Source organism: Brachybacterium atlanticum, from assembly GCF_025669985.1.
In the GTDB taxonomy this organism is placed as follows: domain Bacteria; phylum Actinomycetota; class Actinomycetes; order Actinomycetales; family Dermabacteraceae; genus Brachybacterium; species Brachybacterium conglomeratum.
On sequence record NZ_JAKJJW010000018.1, the window covers coordinates 20,272 to 38,547 of the forward strand.

At 72.3% G+C, this 18,276-nt stretch carries 19 protein-coding genes; 10 read left to right on the forward strand and 9 right to left on the reverse strand.

From position 1 onward, the window contains the following. Positions 1 to 9: 9 nt before the first annotated feature. Entirely contained in the window at positions 10 to 924 is a 915-nt protein-coding gene (locus tag L3K22_RS10195; protein ID WP_263311283.1) for a hypothetical protein, read from the reverse strand. Positions 925 to 1,013: 89 nt separating this feature from the next. Then, complete coding sequence (locus L3K22_RS10200; RefSeq protein WP_263311284.1) at positions 1,014 to 1,640, reverse strand: GNAT family N-acetyltransferase; 627 nt, start codon at positions 1,638 to 1,640, stop codon at positions 1,014 to 1,016. Between the two features lie 186 nt (positions 1,641 to 1,826). Between L3K22_RS10200 and L3K22_RS10205 the strand changes: the two genes are divergently transcribed. The 5 genes from L3K22_RS10205 (at position 1,827) to L3K22_RS10225 (ending at position 5,273) form a co-directional block, all read left to right on the forward strand. Next, the gene (locus L3K22_RS10205; RefSeq protein WP_263311285.1) at positions 1,827 to 2,489 is read left to right on the forward strand and encodes a 5-formyltetrahydrofolate cyclo-ligase; all 663 of its coding nucleotides are present in this window, start codon (positions 1,827 to 1,829) and stop codon (positions 2,487 to 2,489) included. Positions 2,490 to 2,561: 72 nt separating this feature from the next. Continuing rightward, entirely contained in the window at positions 2,562 to 2,897 is a 336-nt protein-coding gene (locus L3K22_RS10210) for an FmdB family zinc ribbon protein (protein ID WP_263311286.1), read from the forward strand. A gap of 80 nt (positions 2,898 to 2,977) precedes the next feature. Further along, entirely contained in the window at positions 2,978 to 3,610 is a 633-nt protein-coding gene (locus L3K22_RS10215; RefSeq protein WP_263311287.1) for an SAF domain-containing protein, read from the forward strand. 60 nt (positions 3,611 to 3,670) lie between these two features. After that, positions 3,671 to 4,093, forward strand: coding sequence for a large conductance mechanosensitive channel protein MscL (gene mscL, locus L3K22_RS10220; RefSeq protein WP_263311288.1), 423 nt, complete (start codon positions 3,671 to 3,673; stop codon positions 4,091 to 4,093). A 175-nt stretch (positions 4,094 to 4,268) separates the two neighbouring features. Next, positions 4,269 to 5,273, forward strand: coding sequence for an iron-sulfur binding domain-containing protein (locus L3K22_RS10225; protein WP_373318029.1), 1,005 nt, complete (start codon positions 4,269 to 4,271; stop codon positions 5,271 to 5,273). Between the two features lie 37 nt (positions 5,274 to 5,310). Here the strand turns inward: L3K22_RS10225 and L3K22_RS10230 are convergent, their stop codons facing one another. The 4 genes from L3K22_RS10230 to L3K22_RS10245 form a co-directional block, all read right to left on the reverse strand. Beyond that, positions 5,311 to 5,832, reverse strand: a complete 522-nt coding sequence (locus tag L3K22_RS10230; RefSeq protein WP_263311289.1) for an amino-acid N-acetyltransferase — start codon at positions 5,830 to 5,832, stop codon at positions 5,311 to 5,313. After that, positions 5,829 to 6,650, reverse strand: a complete 822-nt coding sequence (locus tag L3K22_RS10235) for a DedA family protein (RefSeq protein WP_263311290.1) — start codon at positions 6,648 to 6,650, stop codon at positions 5,829 to 5,831. The genes L3K22_RS10230 and L3K22_RS10235 overlap by 4 nt, the downstream gene beginning before the upstream one ends. A 171-nt stretch (positions 6,651 to 6,821) precedes the next feature. Continuing rightward, on the reverse strand, positions 6,822 to 9,410 hold the full coding sequence (locus tag L3K22_RS10240) for an ATP-dependent Clp protease ATP-binding subunit (protein ID WP_263311291.1): 2,589 nt from the start codon (positions 9,408 to 9,410) through the stop codon (positions 6,822 to 6,824). A gap of 195 nt (positions 9,411 to 9,605) precedes the next feature. Next, positions 9,606 to 9,899, reverse strand: coding sequence for an alpha-L-fucosidase (locus tag L3K22_RS10245; RefSeq protein ID WP_308445924.1), 294 nt, complete (start codon positions 9,897 to 9,899; stop codon positions 9,606 to 9,608). Positions 9,900 to 10,074: 175 nt separating this feature from the next. On the opposite strand from L3K22_RS10245, the gene L3K22_RS10250 reads away from it, so the two are divergent. The 5 genes from L3K22_RS10250 (at position 10,075) to L3K22_RS10270 (ending at position 15,939) form a co-directional block, all read left to right on the forward strand. Further along, positions 10,075 to 11,556 (forward strand): malate:quinone oxidoreductase, encoded by a 1,482-nt coding sequence (locus tag L3K22_RS10250; RefSeq protein ID WP_263311293.1) that lies wholly within the window; start codon positions 10,075 to 10,077, stop codon positions 11,554 to 11,556. A 61-nt stretch (positions 11,557 to 11,617) separates the two neighbouring features. After that, complete coding sequence (locus L3K22_RS10255; protein WP_263311294.1) at positions 11,618 to 12,403, forward strand: (Fe-S)-binding protein; 786 nt, start codon at positions 11,618 to 11,620, stop codon at positions 12,401 to 12,403. Between the two features lie 106 nt (positions 12,404 to 12,509). Beyond that, the gene (locus L3K22_RS10260) at positions 12,510 to 14,147 is read left to right on the forward strand and encodes a lactate utilization protein B (protein WP_263311295.1); all 1,638 of its coding nucleotides are present in this window, start codon (positions 12,510 to 12,512) and stop codon (positions 14,145 to 14,147) included. Continuing rightward, complete coding sequence (locus L3K22_RS10265; RefSeq protein WP_308445925.1) at positions 14,144 to 14,959, forward strand: LutC/YkgG family protein; 816 nt, start codon at positions 14,144 to 14,146, stop codon at positions 14,957 to 14,959. Before L3K22_RS10260 ends, L3K22_RS10265 begins: the two co-directional genes overlap by 4 nt. Then, positions 14,956 to 15,939, forward strand: a complete 984-nt coding sequence (locus L3K22_RS10270) for an aldose 1-epimerase family protein (protein WP_263311296.1) — start codon at positions 14,956 to 14,958, stop codon at positions 15,937 to 15,939. Before L3K22_RS10265 ends, L3K22_RS10270 begins: the two co-directional genes overlap by 4 nt. 154 nt (positions 15,940 to 16,093) lie before the next feature. Here the strand turns inward: L3K22_RS10270 and L3K22_RS10275 are convergent, their stop codons facing one another. The 3 genes from L3K22_RS10275 to lysS form a co-directional block, all read right to left on the reverse strand. Then, complete coding sequence (locus L3K22_RS10275; protein ID WP_263311297.1) at positions 16,094 to 16,426, reverse strand: histone-like nucleoid-structuring protein Lsr2; 333 nt, start codon at positions 16,424 to 16,426, stop codon at positions 16,094 to 16,096. Positions 16,427 to 16,578: 152 nt separating this feature from the next. After that, positions 16,579 to 16,752 carry a hypothetical protein gene (locus tag L3K22_RS10280; RefSeq protein WP_168165377.1) on the reverse strand — a complete coding sequence of 58 codons (174 nt, stop codon included), beginning with the start codon at positions 16,750 to 16,752 and terminating at the stop codon, positions 16,579 to 16,581. A gap of 1 nt (position 16,753) precedes the next feature. Next, positions 16,754 to 18,262: a lysine--tRNA ligase gene (lysS, locus tag L3K22_RS10285; RefSeq protein WP_263311298.1), complete on the reverse strand. Its 1,509-nt coding sequence runs from the start codon at positions 18,260 to 18,262 to the stop codon at positions 16,754 to 16,756. Positions 18,263 to 18,276 lie beyond the last annotated feature (14 nt).

Sequence of the window (18,276 nt, forward strand, 5' to 3'; positions counted from 1 at the left end):
GGGTCCGCCTCAGGCGCGGCGGCGGGCGAGGATCTCGTCGAGGTGGAGGTCCTGCGCGGGGGCGAAGCTCTCCTCGACCGCCTCCGCCTCCTCGACGTGCGCGCGCTCCAGCGGCACGGACTCGGGGAGCATGCTGCGGCGGTGGGCGGCGTGACGGCTGGCGAGGTCGTCGACCTCGCCGCGCAGGGCGTAGGTGGGCCGCGGCACCGGGCGGGGAGTCCACTCCCCCGGGCGCGTGACCTGCTCGGCCGCGCGCTCCGAGGCGGTCTCGAGCGCCGACGCGGAGGGAGCCTCGGCCTCCGCGGACACGGCGGGATGCTGCGTGGCGGAGACGGCCGACGGGGCGGGCAGCTCGCGGCCGGTGCTCGCGGGCGCCTGCTCGGCGCGTCGACGCGCCGTCTCGGCCTCGGCACGCTCCTGACGGGAGCGGGTCGCGGCGCGGGTGCGGCGGGCCCGACGCTCCAGCTCGGCGCGACGCAGCCCCACCAGGAACACGCCGAGCACGACCGCGCCGAGGACCGGCGGCCACCAGGGCAGCACGTTCGCGACCGCGCCGACGACCAGCGCGGCGGTGAGGACGATCAGCCCGATCAGCACCCCGCGCATGAGGCGGCGCGAACGGCCGCGCTCCTCGCCGAGGTCGACGCGGGTGCCGGGGTCGGTGTCGAAGCGGGGCCGACGGGTCGGGTCGGCGGGACGCATGAGCAGTCGGTCCTGGGGCATGGGGGTGGTCACCTCGGCAGACGAGCGGCGGGCGTGGACGGCCTCGGAGAGATCCCGGGCCTGCGGCGTCATCCCGGCCTCGTCCGCGGCGCGGGCGCGGCCCATCACCTCGCGACGGGCGGCGGTGCGCGGCAGCGCGTACACCAGCCACAGCAGCAGCAGACCGCCGAAGAGGACGGCACCGAGATTGATCGACTCCACACCACCACAGTAATGACACCTATGTGATTCGCCTGGTCACGGAGCGGGCGTGTCGGCGAGCAATTCCGTGCGCCGCGCCACCGCGGGGCTCAGCCGGTCCGTGCGGGGCTCGGATGCTCGCGATGCAGGCGGCGCAGGACCCCGTAGCCGGCGTGGTCGGTCGCGACCTCCTCGACGGTCAGCGCGAAGACGAGGTGGTCGCGCCAGCCTCCGTCGACGTGGATCGCCGCGCGGCGCAGTCCCTCGGGGCGCAGGTTCAGCTTCTGGACCACGCGCAGGCTCGGCGCGTTCTCGGGCCGCACGGTCACCTCGACCCGGTGCAGGCCGAGCTCGGCGAAGAGATGGTCGATCACCAGCGCCGCCGCGCGGGGCGCCAGCCCGCGGCCGGCCATCTCCCGGTCCACCCAGTAGCCCAGCACCGCCGAGCGCACCGCCCCGTACTGGATGGGGCCCGCGGTGATCTGCCCGATCACCCGTCCTCCCACGACCATGGCGAGCGGGAGGGAGGTCCCCAGCCGCGCCTGCTCGTCGGCCCAGCGGCGCAGGGTGCGGAAGTCCGCGGGCCCGCGCTCGCTCAGCGGGTCCGTCGCGTCCCACGGCCGCAGCCAGTCGGCGCTGCGGGCGCGCAGCCGCTCGAAGTCTCCGCGGTCGCGCCGTCGCAGCGGGCGCAGCGTCAGCTCCCCGTCGCGCAGGACCAGGGGCCACACGTGAACCATCGCGTCATCGTAGACGTCCGACGGACTCGCCTGCGCGTTCTCCCGCCCTGTGCGACTCTGGGCCCCGGACGCCCGGCCCCGGCCGATGCGCCGCCGCCCGGGGCCTCCCGCCCCCGGGTCGGCTCGCCGGGCGGAGAGCCGGCGCCTGCGCAGGCGCAGAGCGCGCAGGTGGAGAAGGAGGCACGCGTGGACGAGCAGCTCGTGGACAAGCAGTCGGTGAAGAAGGCGCTGCGCACGACGCTGCGCGCGGACCGGCGTGCCGTGTACGGCGAGGACCCCGCCCGGCGCTCCCGCGAGGCGGAGGCGATCCTCGCGCATGCCGCGGGGATCGTCGCGGACATCGAGGCGCTGGCCGCTCGTCGGGAGGAGGCTGGGGAACCGGTCCCTCGTGTCGCCGCCTTCCATCCCACCCCGACGGAGGCCGACGTGATGCCGCTGGCCTCCGCCCTCGCCGCGCGGGGCGCGGAGCTCGTGTTCCCCGCCGCCGCCGGGGCGGAGCTCGAGTGGATCCGCTGGGACGGGGTCTCCGACTTCACCGACTCCCCCGGCCGCGGCTTCGGGAAGGAGCCCCGGGGCGAGCGGCTCGGGTCCGATGCGCTCTCCGAGGCCGTGCTCGTGCTCGCCCCCGCTCTCTCCGTGGACCGCTCCGGCACCCGGATCGGGCACGGCGCCGGCTACTACGACAGGGCGCTGACCAGCCTTCCGGCCGAGGCGCGGGTGGTGGTCGTGACCCATCCGCACGAGCTGCTCGTCGCCGGGACCCTCCCTCGCGAGGAGCACGACGTGCCGATCCGCGAGGTGCTGACAGCCGACGGGATCGTCTCGCTGGTCACCTCCGATCCCGTCTGAGCGCCGCGCGGTCGTAGACTTTCTGCGGCCGCCCGTGCGCGGCCCGCACATCGACCATCCCGGAGGACCCGCGTGCCCACGTACGTCTATGCCTGCAAGAACTGCGGACATCGTTTCGAGCAGTACCAGAGCTTCAGCGAGGACTCGCTGACCACCTGCCCCGAGTGCACGCAGGAGACCCTGCGGAAGGTCTTCGACTCGGTCGGCATCGTCTTCAAGGGCTCCGGCTTCTACTCGACGGACTCGGCGACCTCGGGCGCCTCCACGATGGGCGGCAGCTTCTCCTCCGACGGCGCGAGCGGCTCCTCCTCGCCCTCCGAGGGCTCCGGCAGCTCCTCCTCGGCCGACTCCTCCGCGGGCGGCTCCTCGACGGGAACCGCCTCGCAGCCCGCCGCCGCGGCCTCCTGACCTCTCCTCCCCATCGCCCCGCCGTCCACTGCGGGGCGCGATCCGTCGCGCCGTCACAGGGTCGGCCCTAGCGTCGGGGCATGCTCACTCGACTGCTCCCCCACCTTCCCACCTGGCGCCGTGCCCTGCGCCGTCGGCGCCGCACCCTGGCCGTGCTCGTCGTGGCCGCCGCCGCGGTGCTGCTGGTGCCCTCGCTCGTGCCGGCCTCGGTGGCGGGGACGGAGGTGGTGGTCGCGGCCGAGGACCTGCAGCCCGGCACCGCCCTGGAGGCGGGGCAGATGCGCACCGTCGAAGTCGCGAGCTCGCTGGTGCCCTCCGGCGCCGCGACCGCGGTGGAGGATCTCGTGGGCGAGCGCCTCGCCGCCCCGGTCGCCGCGGACGGCCCGATCCTCGCCGGGGACCTCCTCGGCACCGGCGAGGACCCCTTCCCCGAGGGAACGGCGCTGCTGGCCGTCCCCGTGCCGGAGGTGCTGCTGCCGCATCTCCGATCGGGGACCCGCATCGAGCTGCTGATGAACGACCCCGTCGACGGGTCCGCGACCCGCATCCCCGCCCAGATCCGCTCCCTCTCCGCCGCCGCGACGGGCACGGGAGCGCTCGGCACGGGGTCCGACACCGGCGTCCAGGCGCTCGTGCTCGTGGACCGGCACCGGTCCGGAGAAGTCGCTCACGCTCTCGGCACGTCGAAGGTCACGGTGTCCGTGATCCGCTAGAGTCCGACCGGGCCGTGACTTCGGTTCTCCCTCATCCCCCATCTTGAGAAGGAACTCCCCATGAAGGGCTTCAAGGACTTCGTCATGCAGGGCAACGTCATCGACCTCGCGGTCGGTGTCGTGATCGGCGGCGCGTTCACCGCGCTGGTCGCCGCCTTCGTCGACAACCTCATCAACCCGGTCGTCGCCGCCGCGGGCGGCGCGGACAGCGTCGAGGGCTTCGGCTTCAAGATCTTCGAGAACAACGAGGCGACCTTCATCAACTTCGGTGCCGTGATCTCCGCGATCATCACCTTCCTGATCACTGCGGCCGTCGTCTACTTCGTCTTCGTGATGCCGATGACCAAGTCCCGCGAGGCGGCCAACCGTCGCAAGGGCGTCGAGGAGGAGGTCGAGGCGGCTCCCGAGGACATCGTGCTCCTCTCCGAGATCCGCGACCTGCTCAAGACCCAGAACCCCCAGGGCGGCAACCCCCAGGTCTGATCCTGGTCCGATCCACCCCGGCGCGGCATCGCCCGCGCACCCCACGACGGGGGCGGCACCGTGCGGTGCCGCCCCCGTCGTCGTTCCCGAGGCGGAGCTCGCTTCCCGGCCAGGACCCGCGCGCGAGACCGGCGCCCGCCGCGGCGCCGTGACAGGATGCGATACCGTCCCCCGGGTGACCCGCTCCCCCACCGCCCCGAAGGGCACGACCCGCCCCGCGGCGCCCGCCGTCCCGGGCACGGAGGACGAAGCCGCCGCGGCCGGTCCGGACCTCGAGGCGATGATCGAGGCGACGATCGCCTGGTACGCGGAGACCGCCCGCGACCTCCCCTGGCGCTCTCCCGACGCGACGGCCTGGGGGATCCTCGTCTCCGAGGTGATGCTGCAGCAGACCCCCGTGGTGCGCGTGCTGCCCCGCTGGCTGGAGTGGATGCAGCGCTGGCCCGAGCCGGCCGACCTCGCCGACGCCCCGACCTCCGAGGTGCTGCGCGCCTGGGATCGGCTCGGATATCCGCGCCGCGCGCTGCGCCTGCAGGAGTGCGCGCGCGAGATCGTGCGCGCGCACGGGGGCGTGGTCCCCCGCGGCGAGGAGCGGCTGCGATCGCTGCCCGGGATCGGCGAGTACACCGCCGCCGCGGTCACCGCCTTCGCCCACCACGACCGCGCCGTGGTCGTGGACACCAACATCCGGCGCGTCCTCGCCCGCGCCGTCCGCGGCAGGGCGCTGCCGGACCGTTCCTACTCCGCCGCCGAACGGGCGCTCGCCACGCACGCGCTGCCCGCGGAGCGTGAGCGGTCGGTGGCGTGGAACCAGGCCGTGATGGAGCTCGGCGCACTGGTGTGCACCGCGCGCACGCCCCGCTGCGCCCAGTGCCCCCTCGCGGGGATCGGCTGCGCGTGGGTCGCCGCGGGCCGCCCCGAGCCCGAGGAGGACACGCGACGCCGTCAGTCCTTCGAGGGGACGGACCGGCAGATGCGCGGGCGAATCATGGCGCTGCTGCGCGAGCAGGGCGCGGCCGCTCCTGCGATGCTCGCAGCGCTGGATCCCGAGGATCCGGTGCGGGTGGAGCGCTGCGTGCGCTCCCTCCTGGCCGACGGGCTCGCAGCGGTGGCGGACGAGGCGGGAGGGGCCGCCGCGGCGGGCGACGCCGGCGCGCGCCCCGGCCTGCGTCTGCCCTGAGGCACCGCGCATGCCCTGAAGCACGGCGCCGACGGGCTCAGGCGCTACGGTCCAGCTGCTTGATCATGCGGGTGTTGCCCAGGGTGTTGGGCTTGACCCGGGCGAGGTCCAGGAACTCCGCGATCCCCTCGTCCGGGGAGCGCAGCAGCTGGCTGTAGATCTCCGGGGCGACCGTCTCGGCCATCTCCTCGAAGCCGTGCCGTGCGAAGAACTCGACCTCGAAGGTCAGGCAGAACACGCGCTCGAGGCCGAGCTGCACGGCCCGGTCCAGCAGCGCCTCGAGCATCCGGTGGCCGAGGCCCGTGCCGCGCACCGTGTCGGACACAGCGAGGGTGCGCACCTCCGCGAGGTCCTCCCACATCACGTGCAGGGCGCCGCATCCCACCACCGTGCCGTCCTCGTCGACCGCGACGAGGAACTCCTGGACGGCCTCGTAGTAGGAGACGAGGTCCTTGCCCAGCAGGATCCCGGTGTGGGTCATCGGCTCGACGATCGCGTTGATGGCGCGGACGTCGGCCGGGAGCGCGGGACGGATGTGTGCGGCGGTGCCTGAGGTCATGCGGGGCTGTCCTCTCCGTGGACGGCGGTGGCGTCGGCCTCGGCGTCCGCGCCGGGGCCGGGGCCGCCGGCGGAACCGGCGCCGACGGCGGAACCGGCCCCGACGCCTGTGCCGGTCTCGACGGCGGAGCCGGCCGCCGCGTCGGCCACGGCATCGTCGCGCTCGGCATCGCGGCGCTCGGCGCGACGGTCGAGCCAGCGGTGCACGGCCGCGATGATCCGCTCGACCACCAGCGCCATCACGATCGCGGCGACGAGCGCCACGGTGATCGCGAGCAGGTGGTTGTTCTCGAACCAGGCGCCGGCGACCGCGCCGATCGCGCAGGAGTACACCGCCCACACGAAGGTGGACAGCACCGAGCGGGGCCAGAACAGGCGGTGCGGGTAGTGCACGGCACCCGCGACGAGGTTCACGGCAGTGCGGCCGAAGGGGATGTAGCGGGCCGTCATGAGGAAGACCAGGGCCCGCTTGCGCAGCCCGTTCTCCGCGGCCTCGACCGCGCGTCGACCCTTGCCCTCGCGCAGGAAGCGGAAGCGCTCCCAGCCGATCTTGTTGCCCAGGAGATAGCCGAGGTTGTCCCCGGTGAAGGCGCCGGCCCAGGCCGCCAGCCCGATCAGGATGATCGAGGGTCTTCCGGAGCTGGACCACAGCGAGGACAGGGACACGATCGTCGACTCGCTGGGGACGGTCGGGAAGAAGCCGTCCAGGGCGGCGAAGGCGTAGACGACGAGGTGGACCCACCAGGCGTCGCCGATCTGGAGGATCCAGTCCTCCAGGACGCCGGTCAGCGAGAGGAGACGATCGAGCAGTTCTCCCATGGGTCCTTCCGGTCAGGGGTCCCGCGGCCCCCGTGGGGGCCGCTGCGCTCCGGGACGTGATCCCGTGACCGGTGATCCCGGTCCGGGAGTGCTCCGCGCTCCGGCGAGCGACCGGAGGCGGGATCGGTCACGGCCCGGCCCCCGCGGACGGGGCCGGGCCGTGACCCGAGCTCAGGAGGCGCTGGCCTCCGCGCTGTCAGGCGTGCTGTCGGCGCCGTCCGCGCCGTCGGCGTGGGTGACGTCCTCGGCGCGGGCCTGGGTCATCGACTCCACGTCGACCACATCGGAGATCGGCTCCAGGGAGCCGTCCTCGGCGCGGCGGGCGAAGGTGAGATCGCCCAGCAGTCCCTCGCCCTCGGCGTCGACCACGATCTGGTCGCCGACCTGGACCTGGCCGAACAGGATCCGCTCGGAGAGCGAGTCCTCGATGTCGCGCTGGATGGTGCGGCGCAGCGGCCGCGCGCCCAGCACGGGGTCGTAGCCCTTCTCGGCCAGGAGGTCCTTGGCCGGCTGCGTGAGCTCGAGCGTCATGTCGCGATCCTGCAGGCGACGCGAGAGCTTCGCGACCTCGAGATCGACGATCTGGACGATCTCGGTCCTGGACAGCTGCGGGAAGACCACCACGTCGTCGACGCGGTTGAGGAACTCGGGCTTGAAGTGCTGCTTGAGCTCCTCGTGGACCTTCGACTTCATCCGCTCGTAGTCGGTGGAGAGGTCGCCGCCCGCGGTGAAGCCCATGGAGACGCCCTTGGCGATGTCCCGGGTGCCGAGGTTGGTGGTCATGATGATGATGGTGTTCTTGAAGTCCACCACGCGGCCCTGGGAGTCGGTCAGGCGACCGTCCTCCAGGATCTGCAGCAGCGAGTTGAAGATGTCCACGTGGGCCTTCTCCACCTCGTCGAACAGCACGACGGAGAACGGCTTGCGGCGCACCTTCTCGGTGAGCTGGCCGCCCTCGTCGTACCCGACGTAGCCGGGGGGCGAGCCGAACAGGCGCGAGGCGGTGTGCTTCTCGCCGAACTCCGACATGTCCAGCTGGATGAGCGCCTCCTCGTCGCCGAAGAGGAACTCGGCCAGGGCCTTGGCCAGCTCTGTCTTGCCGACGCCGGTCGGGCCGGCGAAGATGAACGAGCCGCCGGGACGCTTGGGGTCCTTCAGGCCCGCACGGGTGCGGCGGATCGCTCGGGAGACGGCCTTGATGGCCTCGTCCTGCCCGATGACGCGCTTGTGCAGCTCCTCCTCCATGTGCAGCAGGCGCGAGGACTCCTCCTCGGTCAGCTTCACGATCGGGATGCCGGTGGAGGCGGCGAGGACCTCGGCGATGACCTCCTCGGAGACCGTGGTCACCGCGTCGGACTCACCGTGGCGCCAGGCCTTCTCCTTCTCCTCGCGCTCGGACTTGAGCTTCTGCTCCTCGTCGCGGAGGTTCGCGGCGAGCTCGAAGTCCTGCCCGTCGATCGCCTCCTCCTTCTTCTTCCGCGCCTCCTCGATGCGGGAGTCGAACTCCTTGAGCTCCGGCGGGGCGGTGAGGCGACGGATGCGCAGGCGCGCGCCGGCCTCGTCGATCAGGTCGATCGCCTTGTCCGGCAGGAAGCGGTCGTTGACGTAGCGGTCGGCGAGGTTCGCCGCGGCGACGAGGGCGCTGTCGGTGATGGTCACCTTGTGGTGCGCCTCGTAGCGGTCGCGCAGGCCCTTGAGGATCTCGACCGTGTGCGCGACCGACGGCTCGTCGACCTGGATCGGCTGGAAGCGGCGCTCGAGCGCGGCGTCCTTCTCGATGTGCTTGCGGTACTCCTCGAGAGTGGTCGCACCGATCGTCTGCAGCTCGCCGCGGGCCAGCATGGGCTTGAGGATGCTGGCGGCGTCGATCGCGCCCTCGGCGGCACCGGCCCCGACGAGGGTGTGGATCTCGTCGATGAACAGGATGATGTCGCCGCGGGTGCGGATCTCCTTGAGCACCTTCTTCAGGCGCTCCTCGAAGTCACCGCGGTAGCGGGAGCCCGCGACCAGGGAGCCGAGGTCGAGGGTGTAGAGCTGCTTGTCCTTGAGCGTCTCCGGGACGTCCCCGGCGACGATCGACTGGGCGAGGCCCTCCACGACGGCGCTCTTGCCGACGCCGGGCTCGCCGATCAGGACGGGGTTGTTCTTCGTGCGGCGGCTGAGCACCTGCATGACCCGCTCGGCCTCGCCATCGCGCCCGATGACCGGGTCGAGCTTGCCGTCGCGGGCGGCCTGGGTGAGGTTACGGCCGAACTGGTCCAGCACGAGAGAGCCCGAGGGCTGGCCCTCGGAGGGGCCACCGGCGTTGGCCGGCTCCTTGCCCTGGTAGCCGGAGAGGCGCTCGATGACCTCCTGGCGCACGGCCGACGGCTCGGCCTTGAGGCGGGAGAGCACCTTGACGGCGGTGCCCTCGCCCTCGCGCAGCAGTCCGAGCAGGATGTGCTCGGTGCCGATGTAGTTGTGGCCGAGCTGGAGCGCTTCGCGGAGGCTCAGCTCGAGCACCTTCTTGGCGCGCGGGGTGAAGGGGATGTGGCCCGAGGGGGTCTGGTTGCCTTCGCCGATGATGTCGCGGACCTGCTCGCGCACTGCGTCGAGCGTCACGCCGAGGGCCTCGAGCGCCTTCGCGCCGACGCCCTCGTTCTCGTGGATCAGGCCGAGCAGGATGTGCTCGGTGCCGATGTAGTTGTGGTTGAGCAGGCGGGCCTCGTCCTGCGCCAGGACGACGACGCGACGCGCCCGGTCGGTGAACCGTTCGAACATGTTCCTCCCCCATTCGGTGGTGGTGATGGATCGAGAGTACGCGGAGCGGGCGGGGATTCCCCGTGTGTTCGCCGCTGGCGTGACGTCCGTTCGCCCGGGGCGATCACAGGCTCAGCGGCGTCGTCGGCGCTCGGCGCGCGCCGGTGAGATCCGGTGCCGATGCGGAGCTCGGACGATGCACGCGCACCGCCTCGATCACGACGCCCTCGCCCGCGGTCTCGAGGCGGAGGTGGCGAGGTAGAGCTCGTCGCAGTCGGCGCGATCCTCGTACCCGGGCGCGTGGCGGTCCCACGGGGAGAGGTAGGAGCCGAGCCCCAGGCCATGGTAGCGGCAGGCACCGGCGACCTCGGCGACGAGGTCGCCGTCCCCGCCGCGCCACCGGGAGGAGGAGACGGAGTAGTCGGTCGTCGACGTCGGCCACAGGCAGAACCCGTCGTGGTGCTTCGCGGTGAGCATCACGTACCGCGCACCGAGCTCCGCGCCCACCACGACGACGCCGGCCGCGGGCCCAGGAGCCGCCGCACCCCGCTGAGGGCGATAGTCTGACGGGCGAGATCGCCCGGAGGGTGGCCGCGGCCGACGCCGTCATCCCCCGAAGCGGCACCCGAGCCTCGCCCCGTGCGACGCCCGCACCGGCGCGAGGAAGCATTTCGAACGGAGAGACATGGCAGACCTGGACGTGACCCGCGCGGACGCGGTGCTGATCGGCGGCGGCATCGCCAGCGCGACCCTCGCCGCGATGCTCACCGAGCTCGAGCCGGACTGGGACATCGTGGTCCTCGAGCGCCTGGACTCCCTCGGCGCGGAGTCCAGCGACGCATGGAACAACGCCGGGACCGGGCACAGCGCGCTGTGCGAGCTGAACTACACCCCGCAGGACGTGGACGGCTCCGTCAGCCCCGCGAAGGCCATCGCGATCAACGAGCAGTTCCAGGTCTCGCGCCAGTTCTGGGCCCATCTCGTGGAGAACGACCGGATCGGCGCCCCCTCCCGATTCATCCACACCGTCCCGCACATGAGCTTCGTGCACGGGATGGAGAACGCGGACTACCTGCGACGGCGCCACGAGGCTCTGGTCGCCAACCCGCTCTTCGACCGCATGGAGTTCACCACCGAGCACGCCCGGCTCGCTGAGTGGGCGCCGCTGGTCTCCGAGGGCCGACCGGTCACCGAGACCATCGCCGCGACCTGGTCGCCCGACGGCACGGACGTCGACTTCGGGGCCCTGACCCGGGAGATGCTCGACTTCGCCTCCCGCGCCGGGACCACCGTCGCCACCGGCTCCGAGGTCGTGGACCTGCGCCGCATGGGCAACGACTGGGGCGTCATGGTGCGCAGCACGGCCGACGACTCCCTGCGCGTGGTGCGGGCGCCGTTCGTGTTCGTCGGCGCGGGCGGCTACGCCCTGCCGCTGCTGCAGAAGTCCGGGATCGAGGAGATCCGCGGCTTCGGCGGCTTCCCGATCTCGGGCCAGTGGCTGCGCTGCACCGACCCGGCCGTCATCGCGCGGCACGACGCGAAGGTGTACGGAAAGGCCGCCGTCGGCGCCCCGCCGATGAGCGTCCCGCACCTGGACACGCGGTACGTCGGCGGGAAGCGCTCGCTGATGTTCGGCCCGTACGCGGGCTGGTCGCCGAAGTTCCTCAAGTCCGGCTCCTACACGGACCTCTTCGAGTCGATCAAGCCCTCGAACCTCACCCAGATGATGGCGGTCGCGCCGCCGAACCTCGACCTCATGGTCTACCTCGGCTCGCAGCTCGCCGCGACCACCCACAAGCGCTTCGAGGCCCTGCTGGAGTACATGCCCGCCGCCGACATGTCCGACTGGGAGGAGGTCACCGCCGGGCAGCGCGTCCAGGTGATCGCCCCCGACAAGAAGAAGCACGGCGTGCTGCAGTTCGGCACCCAGCTGATCACCGCGGCCGACGGGTCGATCGGCGGCATGCTCGGCGCCTCCCCCGGCGCGTCGACCGCGACGAGCATCATGCTCACGATGCTCGAGAAGATGTTCCCCCAGCGCATCGAGGCGTGGCGACCCGCGCTGCAGCAGATGGTCCCCAGCTGGGGCACCCACCTCTCGGAGGACGCGGAGCTCGCGCACCGCACCCTCGAGCGGACCGCCGCCACCCTCGACCTCACCCACTGAGAGCCACCCGGCCTCGCCCACTGCGCGTCGACGACGACGCCTCGCCGCCCCAGGAGAGCTCATGCGGATCTCGCTGATGACCACCTGTCTCGTGGACGTGATGGCCCCGGACGTCGCCCGGGCCACCGTCACCCTCCTGGAGCGGCTGGGCCAGGAGGTGGTGTTCGACAGACGGCAGACCTGCTGCGGCCAGATGCACACCAACTCCGGCTACTACACCGAGGCCGCGCCGATCGTGCGCTCCTTCGTGGACACCTTCGAGCCGGCGCTCGAGGAGGTGGACGCGATCGTGATGCCCTCGGGCTCCTGCACCGGCTGCGTCCGCGACCAGCACGCGCTGGTCGCCCGGCACGAGGGCGACACGGCGCTGGAGGAGCGCGCCGCCGCGGTCGCCGCGAAGACCTACGAGCTCTCCGAGCTGCTGGTGGACGTGCTGAAGGTGACCGACGTGGGCGCGTACTTCCCCCATACGGTCACCTACCACCCCACCTGCCACTCGATGCGCTTCCTGAAGGTGGGGCCGCGCCCGCTGAAGCTGCTGCGCGCGGTCGAGGGCATCGAGGTGAAGAACCTGCCCGAGTCCGACACCTGCTGCGGCTTCGGCGGCACCTTCTCAGTGAAGAACGATGCCACCAGCGACGCGATGGTGACCGACAAGGCCGCGAACGTCGTCGCCTCCGGTGCGGAGTTCGTGGTCGGGGGCGATGCCTCGTGCCTGATGAACATCGCCGGGAAGCTGCACCGCACCGGGGCGGCGCCGAGGTCGGTGCATCTCGCGCAGATCCTCGCCTCGACGAAGGAGGACCCCTTCGTCCCGTCGGAGACGATCCTCGGGAGGGCGTCATGAGCACCTGGACCGGTCGACGAACTGCGAGGAACGAGCGGGAGGAGATGGTCGAGAACCGCTCCGCCGGTCGACGAACTGCGAGGAACGAGCGGGAGGAGACGGTCGAATGAGCACTGTCCAGCTGGGCATGCCGACCGTCCGCCCCCAGCACGCCTCGCCCGTCTCGACCCTGCGGGGCGAGCGCGGGTTCCCGGAGGCGGCGCGGGAGGCGCTGGGCGATGCGACCCTGCGCGCGAACATGCGCCACGCGACCTCGACGATCCAGGGCAAGCGCGCCGGGGCGGTGCGCGAGGTGCGCGACTGGCAGAAGCTCCGCAGCGCCGGCAGCGCCCTGAAGTGGCAAGTCACCGATCATCTCCCGGAGCTGCTCGAGCAGCTCGAGGAGTCGGTGGCAGCCGCCGGGGGTGTCGTGCACTGGGCCCGCGATGCCGAGGAGGCTTCCGAGATCGTCACCCGCCTCGCCCTCGAGCGCGATGCCCGGGAGGTGCTGAAGGTCAAGTCGATGGCGACCCAGGAGATCGGCCTGAACGAGGCGCTCGCGCATGCGGGCATCCGGGCGATCGAGTCCGATCTCGCCGAGCTCATCGTCCAGCTCGCGGACGACACCCCCTCCCACATCCTGGTCCCCGCGATCCACCGCAACCGCGCGGAGATCCGCGAGATCTTCCTGGCGGCGATGCCGGATCTCGATCCGTCGATCACCGACGACCCGGCCGAGCTCGCGGAGGCGGCGCGCCGCTTCCTGCGCGAGAAGTTCCTGGACATGCCCGGCTCGGTCGCGATCTGCGGGGCGAACTTCGCGGTCGCCGAGACGGGCACGCTGGTGGTCGTGGAGTCCGAGGGCAACGGGAGGATGTGCCTGACCCTGCCGCGGACCCTGATCTCCGTGGTCGGGATCGAGAAGATCGTCCCCACCTTCCAGGACCTCGAGGTGTTCCTGCAGCTGCTGCCCCGCTCCTCGACCGGGGAGCGGATGAACCCGTACACGACTCTTTTCACGGGCGTGCACGAGGGCGACGGCCCCGAGGAGTTCCACCTGGTGCTGCTGGACAACGGGCGATCGTCGGTGCTGGAGGACCCCGAGGGGCGCAGCGCCCTGCACTGCATCCGCTGCTCGGCCTGCCTGAACGTGTGCCCGGTCTATGCGCGCACGGGCGGCCACGCCTACGGCTCGACCTATCCCGGCCCGATCGGCGCGATCCTCTCCCCGCAGATGACGGGCATGAGCGGCACCGACGACCCGAACTCGACCCTCCCCTACGCCTCGAGCCTGTGCGGCGCCTGCTACGACGTGTGCCCGGTGAAGATCGACATCCCCGAGATCCTCGTGCACCTGCGTGCGAAGGACGTGGACCGGCGCCGCGAGGCGCGCGGCGAGTTCCACGGCAGCTGGGACCTGGCGCTGAAGGGCGCGAGCCGCCTGATGTCCTCCCCTCGCGCCTACGACCTCGCCGTCCGCTCGGCGAAGCCGCTGTCCTCGCTGCTGCCCGGCGCGAACATCGGACGGCTCCCGGGGGCGCTGCCGATCATCCCGGGCTGGACCGACCACCGCGATCTGCCCAGTCCCTCGCAGTCCTTCCGGTCCTGGTGGGACGAGCGCGAGAAGGAGCGCGTCGCTCGGGGCCCGGAGCGACCGGCGTCCGACGGGCCCGGCGAGAGGGGCCACGCGAGGTCGGTCGACGGCCCCGCCCCGGACGGTGATGCATCGCCCGTCGGCACCCCCGACGGGGAGGAGCAGCCGTGAACGACTGGACCGACGCCCGCCCCGCCCGCACGCCCGGGATGAGCGCGAAGGAGGAGATCCTCGCGCGCGTGCGCACCGCGCTCGCGGCCCCGCGCCGCGATGCGGTGACGGACGCCGAGGACGTGCCCCGCGACTACCAGCGCTCCGACGACAGGCAGGAGCTCGGCACCGCCCCGGAGAAGGTGCGCGACGTGCTCGTCCAGCGGCTTCAGGACTACACCGCGGTGGTGCACCGCACCACGGCGTCGGAGCTCCCGGCCGCGATCGCCGCGGCGCTCGGCGACGCCGCCTCGGCGGTGGTCCCCGCCGGTCTGCCGCCCCAGTGGATGCCGCCGCCCGGCGTCGCTGTCACCGTCGACGACGGCACCGCCTCGCCCCGCGAGCTCGACGGGATCGACGCCGTGCTCACCGGCTGCCACACCGCCATCGCGCTGACCGGCACGATCGTGCTGCGGGGCGACGCTCTCGGCGGCCGGCGCGCGATCTCGCTGGTCCCGGACCGGCACGTCGTGGTCGTCGAGGCCGAGCAGGTGGTGCTCGGGGTGCCGCGCGGCATCGAGCGCATGGCCGAGGATCCCCGTGCCGCGTGGACGATGATCTCCGGGCCGAGCGCGACCAGCGACATCGAGCTCGACCGGGTCGAGGGCGTGCACGGGCCGCGCCGTCTCGAGGTCGTGCTCGTCGAGCCCGAGCCGACGCCGACACCCGAGCCGGAGACGTCACCCGCACCGGAGCCCGGCCCCGACGCCCCCGCCCGCCCTCCGGCCGACAGCGGCCCCACCACCCCCACCTCCCAGGAGAGCAGCCGATGACCACTCCCCTCACGCCCGCCGACCTCGACGCCCCCGCCGACGCTCCCGGGGACGCGGGCCGTGCCGCCCGCGATCGCGGCGACCTGCTTGTCATCGTCGCCGGGGACTACCGCGCCGAGATCTCCACCGTCGGCGCGACGCTCGAGTCCCTCACCGTCGGCGGTCGGGATCTCGTGCTCCGCAGCCCCGAGGAGGGGCCGATGCTGTTCTACCGGGGCGCGATCGTGGCGCCCTGGCCGAACCGGATCGGGGACGGCACCTACGTGTGGGACGGTGAGGAGCTGCGCACCCCGCTCAGCGAGCCCGAGCGCGGCAACGCCCTCCACGGGCTCGTCTCCTTCCAGTCCTTCACCCCCGCGTCGGTGGGCGAGGACGAGGTGGTGCTGCGCACCGAGCTGTTCCCCACCCCCGGCTATCCCTTCCACCTGCTGCTCACGGTCCGCTGCGCGCTCTCCCCTGAGGACGGGCTGACCACCACGGTCACCGCCCGGAACCTCGGCCGGCGCGACGCCCCCTACGGGGTGTGCCCCCATCCCTATCTCGTCGCCGGCCCCGAGCCGCTGGACGAGTGGTCGCTGCAGGTCACGGCGGGCACGGTGCTGACGGTGACCGAGGACCGGCTGCTGCCCACCGGCACCGCACCGGTCCCGCCCGGTGATCCCTTCGACTTCTCCGCTCCGCGCGTTCTCGGCGACCTGTTCATCGACCACGCCTTCACCGACCTCGCCCGGGACGCGGAGGGGCGCCTGGATGTCGCCGTCACCGCTCCCGGCGGCACCGGGGTGGAGCTCACCGCCGGTCCCGAGTGCCCGTGGCTCCAGATCCACACCGGGGACCGCCCGGAGCCGGACCACCACCGCCGCGGCCTCGCGGTCGAGCCGATGACCTGCCCGCCGGACGCCTTCCGCAGCGGCACCGACGTGGTGCGCCTTGCCCCGGGCGACGAGCACGCCGCCTCCTGGAGCATCCGCGGCTGGTGACCGGCCGGTCGGCGCGGCCGGCCCGACAGCGGGCGGGGGACGCCGCGCCGGCGCGCCGCCCGAAGCGCGGCCCAGGACAGGACGAGGGCCCGTGACCATGACGGTCACGGGCCCTCGTCGAAGGCGTCGGCGGCTCACGGCCGCCGTGCGGGGATCACTCCCCGTGGGCCTCCTCGTACGCCTTGCGGATCGCGCTGGAGATCCGGCCGCGGTCGGGGACCTCGTAGCCCGCCTCACGCGCCCACTCGCGGATGCGCGAGGAGTCGTTCGAGCTCGCACGGGAGCCGGAGGCGGTGCCGCGGGTGCGGCGACCCCCGACGCGGCGCGCCTTGCCGACCCAGCCGCTCAGCTCCTCGCGGAGCTTCTCCGCGTTCTCGGCCGTCAGGTCGATCTCGTAGGCGACGCCGTCCAGGGCGAAGCTCACCGTCTCCTCGGCCTTGTCACCGTTGATGTCGTCGATGAGCTCCACGTAGGTCTTCCGTGCCATAGGGGTTCTCCCTCGCTGGTGGTTTCCGGACTTCATCATGAACGCAGGGGGTGTTCACGATATCGCACAGTATCCATTACGAGGCCGATCATTTCAATCTGGTTACGAGGTGTATGGACGAAGGGATGTTCTCATTCTCGTCCGCCGCCGCATCAGGGGTCTTTCCGGGGCTGCTTCCGCTCGAGCAGCTCCTGCTCCGCCTGACGCTCGGCCTCCCGCTCGCGGCGGTCGGCCCGCAGCAGCGCACGGATCACGAACCAGAACAGCAGCCCCACGCCGATCGAGGGCAGAAGCGCACCGGCCTCGAACCAGAACCCGGAGTCCATCTCAGGCCCCCGGCTTCACGAGCGGGAACAGGATCGTCTCGCGGATGCCGAGCCCCGTCAGGGCCATGAGCAGGCGGTCCACGCCCATGCCCATGCCTCCCGTCGGCGGCAGCGCGTACTCCATCGCCTCGAGGAAGTCCTCGTCCAGGCGCATCGCCTCGTCGTCGCCCTGGGCGGCGAGCTCCGCCTGCTGGGCGAAGCGCTCGCGCTGGATGACGGGATCGACCAGCTCGGAGTAGCCGGTGGCGAGCTCGAAGCCGCGCACGTACAGGTCCCACTTCTCGACCACGCCGGGCGTGCTGCGATGGGCGCGCACCAGCGGGCTGGTCTCCACCGGGAAGTCGCGCACGAAGGTCGGCTCGTGCAGGTGGTCGCCCACGCGATGCTCGAAGAGCTCCTCGACGAGCTTGCCGTGGCCGTACTTCGGGTGGTCGAGGTCCAGCTCGAGCGAGCGGGCGATCTCCCGCAGGCGCGCCGGGGTGGTCTCCGGAGTGATCTCCTCGCCGAGGGATTCGGAGAGCGAGCCGTAGACGGTGATCTTCGCCCATTCCCCGGAGAAGTCGTATTCGGTGCCGTCGGCGAGGGTGACGATCTGGGAGCCGGTGGCGGCCTCGGCGGCCTCCTGGATCAGCGACTGCGTGAGCTCGCCGATCGAGTCGTAGTCCCCGTAGGCCTGGTAGGACTCGAGCATCGCGAACTCGGGCGAATGCGTGGAATCGGCGCCCTCGTTCCGGAAATTGCGGTTGATCTCGTAGACCTTCTCGAGCCCGCCCACCGCGGCGCGCTTGAGGAACAGCTCCGGCGCGATCCGCAGGTACAGGTCCAGGTCGAAGGCGTTCATGTGGGTGACGAACGGCCGTGCCGCCGCACCCGAGGGGATCACCTGCAGCATCGGGGTCTCGACCTCGACGAAGTCGCGCCCGCGGAAGGACTCGCGCAGGGAGTGCATGACCTCGGAGCGCAGGCGCACCGCGTCCCGTGCCTCCTGGCGCACGATCAGGTCGACGTAGCGGCGGCGCACCCGCGACTCCTCGGAGAGGTCCGCGTGGAGCACCGGGAGGGGGCGCACCGCCTTCGCGGCCATCTGCCAGGAGTCGGCGAAGATGCTCAGCTCGCCGCGCCGGGACGCACCGACCCGGCCGTGGAAGAAGACGTGGTCGCCGAGATCGACGTCGGCCTTGAGAGCGGCGAGGCGCTCCTCGCCGATCACGGCCTGCGAGGCCATGACCTGCAGACGCTCACCGGCGCCGTCCTGGAGGGTGACGAAGGCGAGCTTGCCCGTGTTGCGCTGGAAGACGACGCGGCCGGAGACGCCGACCTCGTCGTCCGTCTCCACGCCGGCCTCGAGGTGGCCGTACTCCGCGCGCACCTCGGCGATCGTGGCGGTGACGGGGACGGAGACGGGATAGGGCTCCTCCCCGCGCGCCAGCAGGCGCTCCCGCTTGGACCGTCGGACCGCGATCTGGTCGGAGCTGTCGGTCACCTCGGAGGCAGGGGGGTTCTCGCTCATGGCTGCGATTGTCT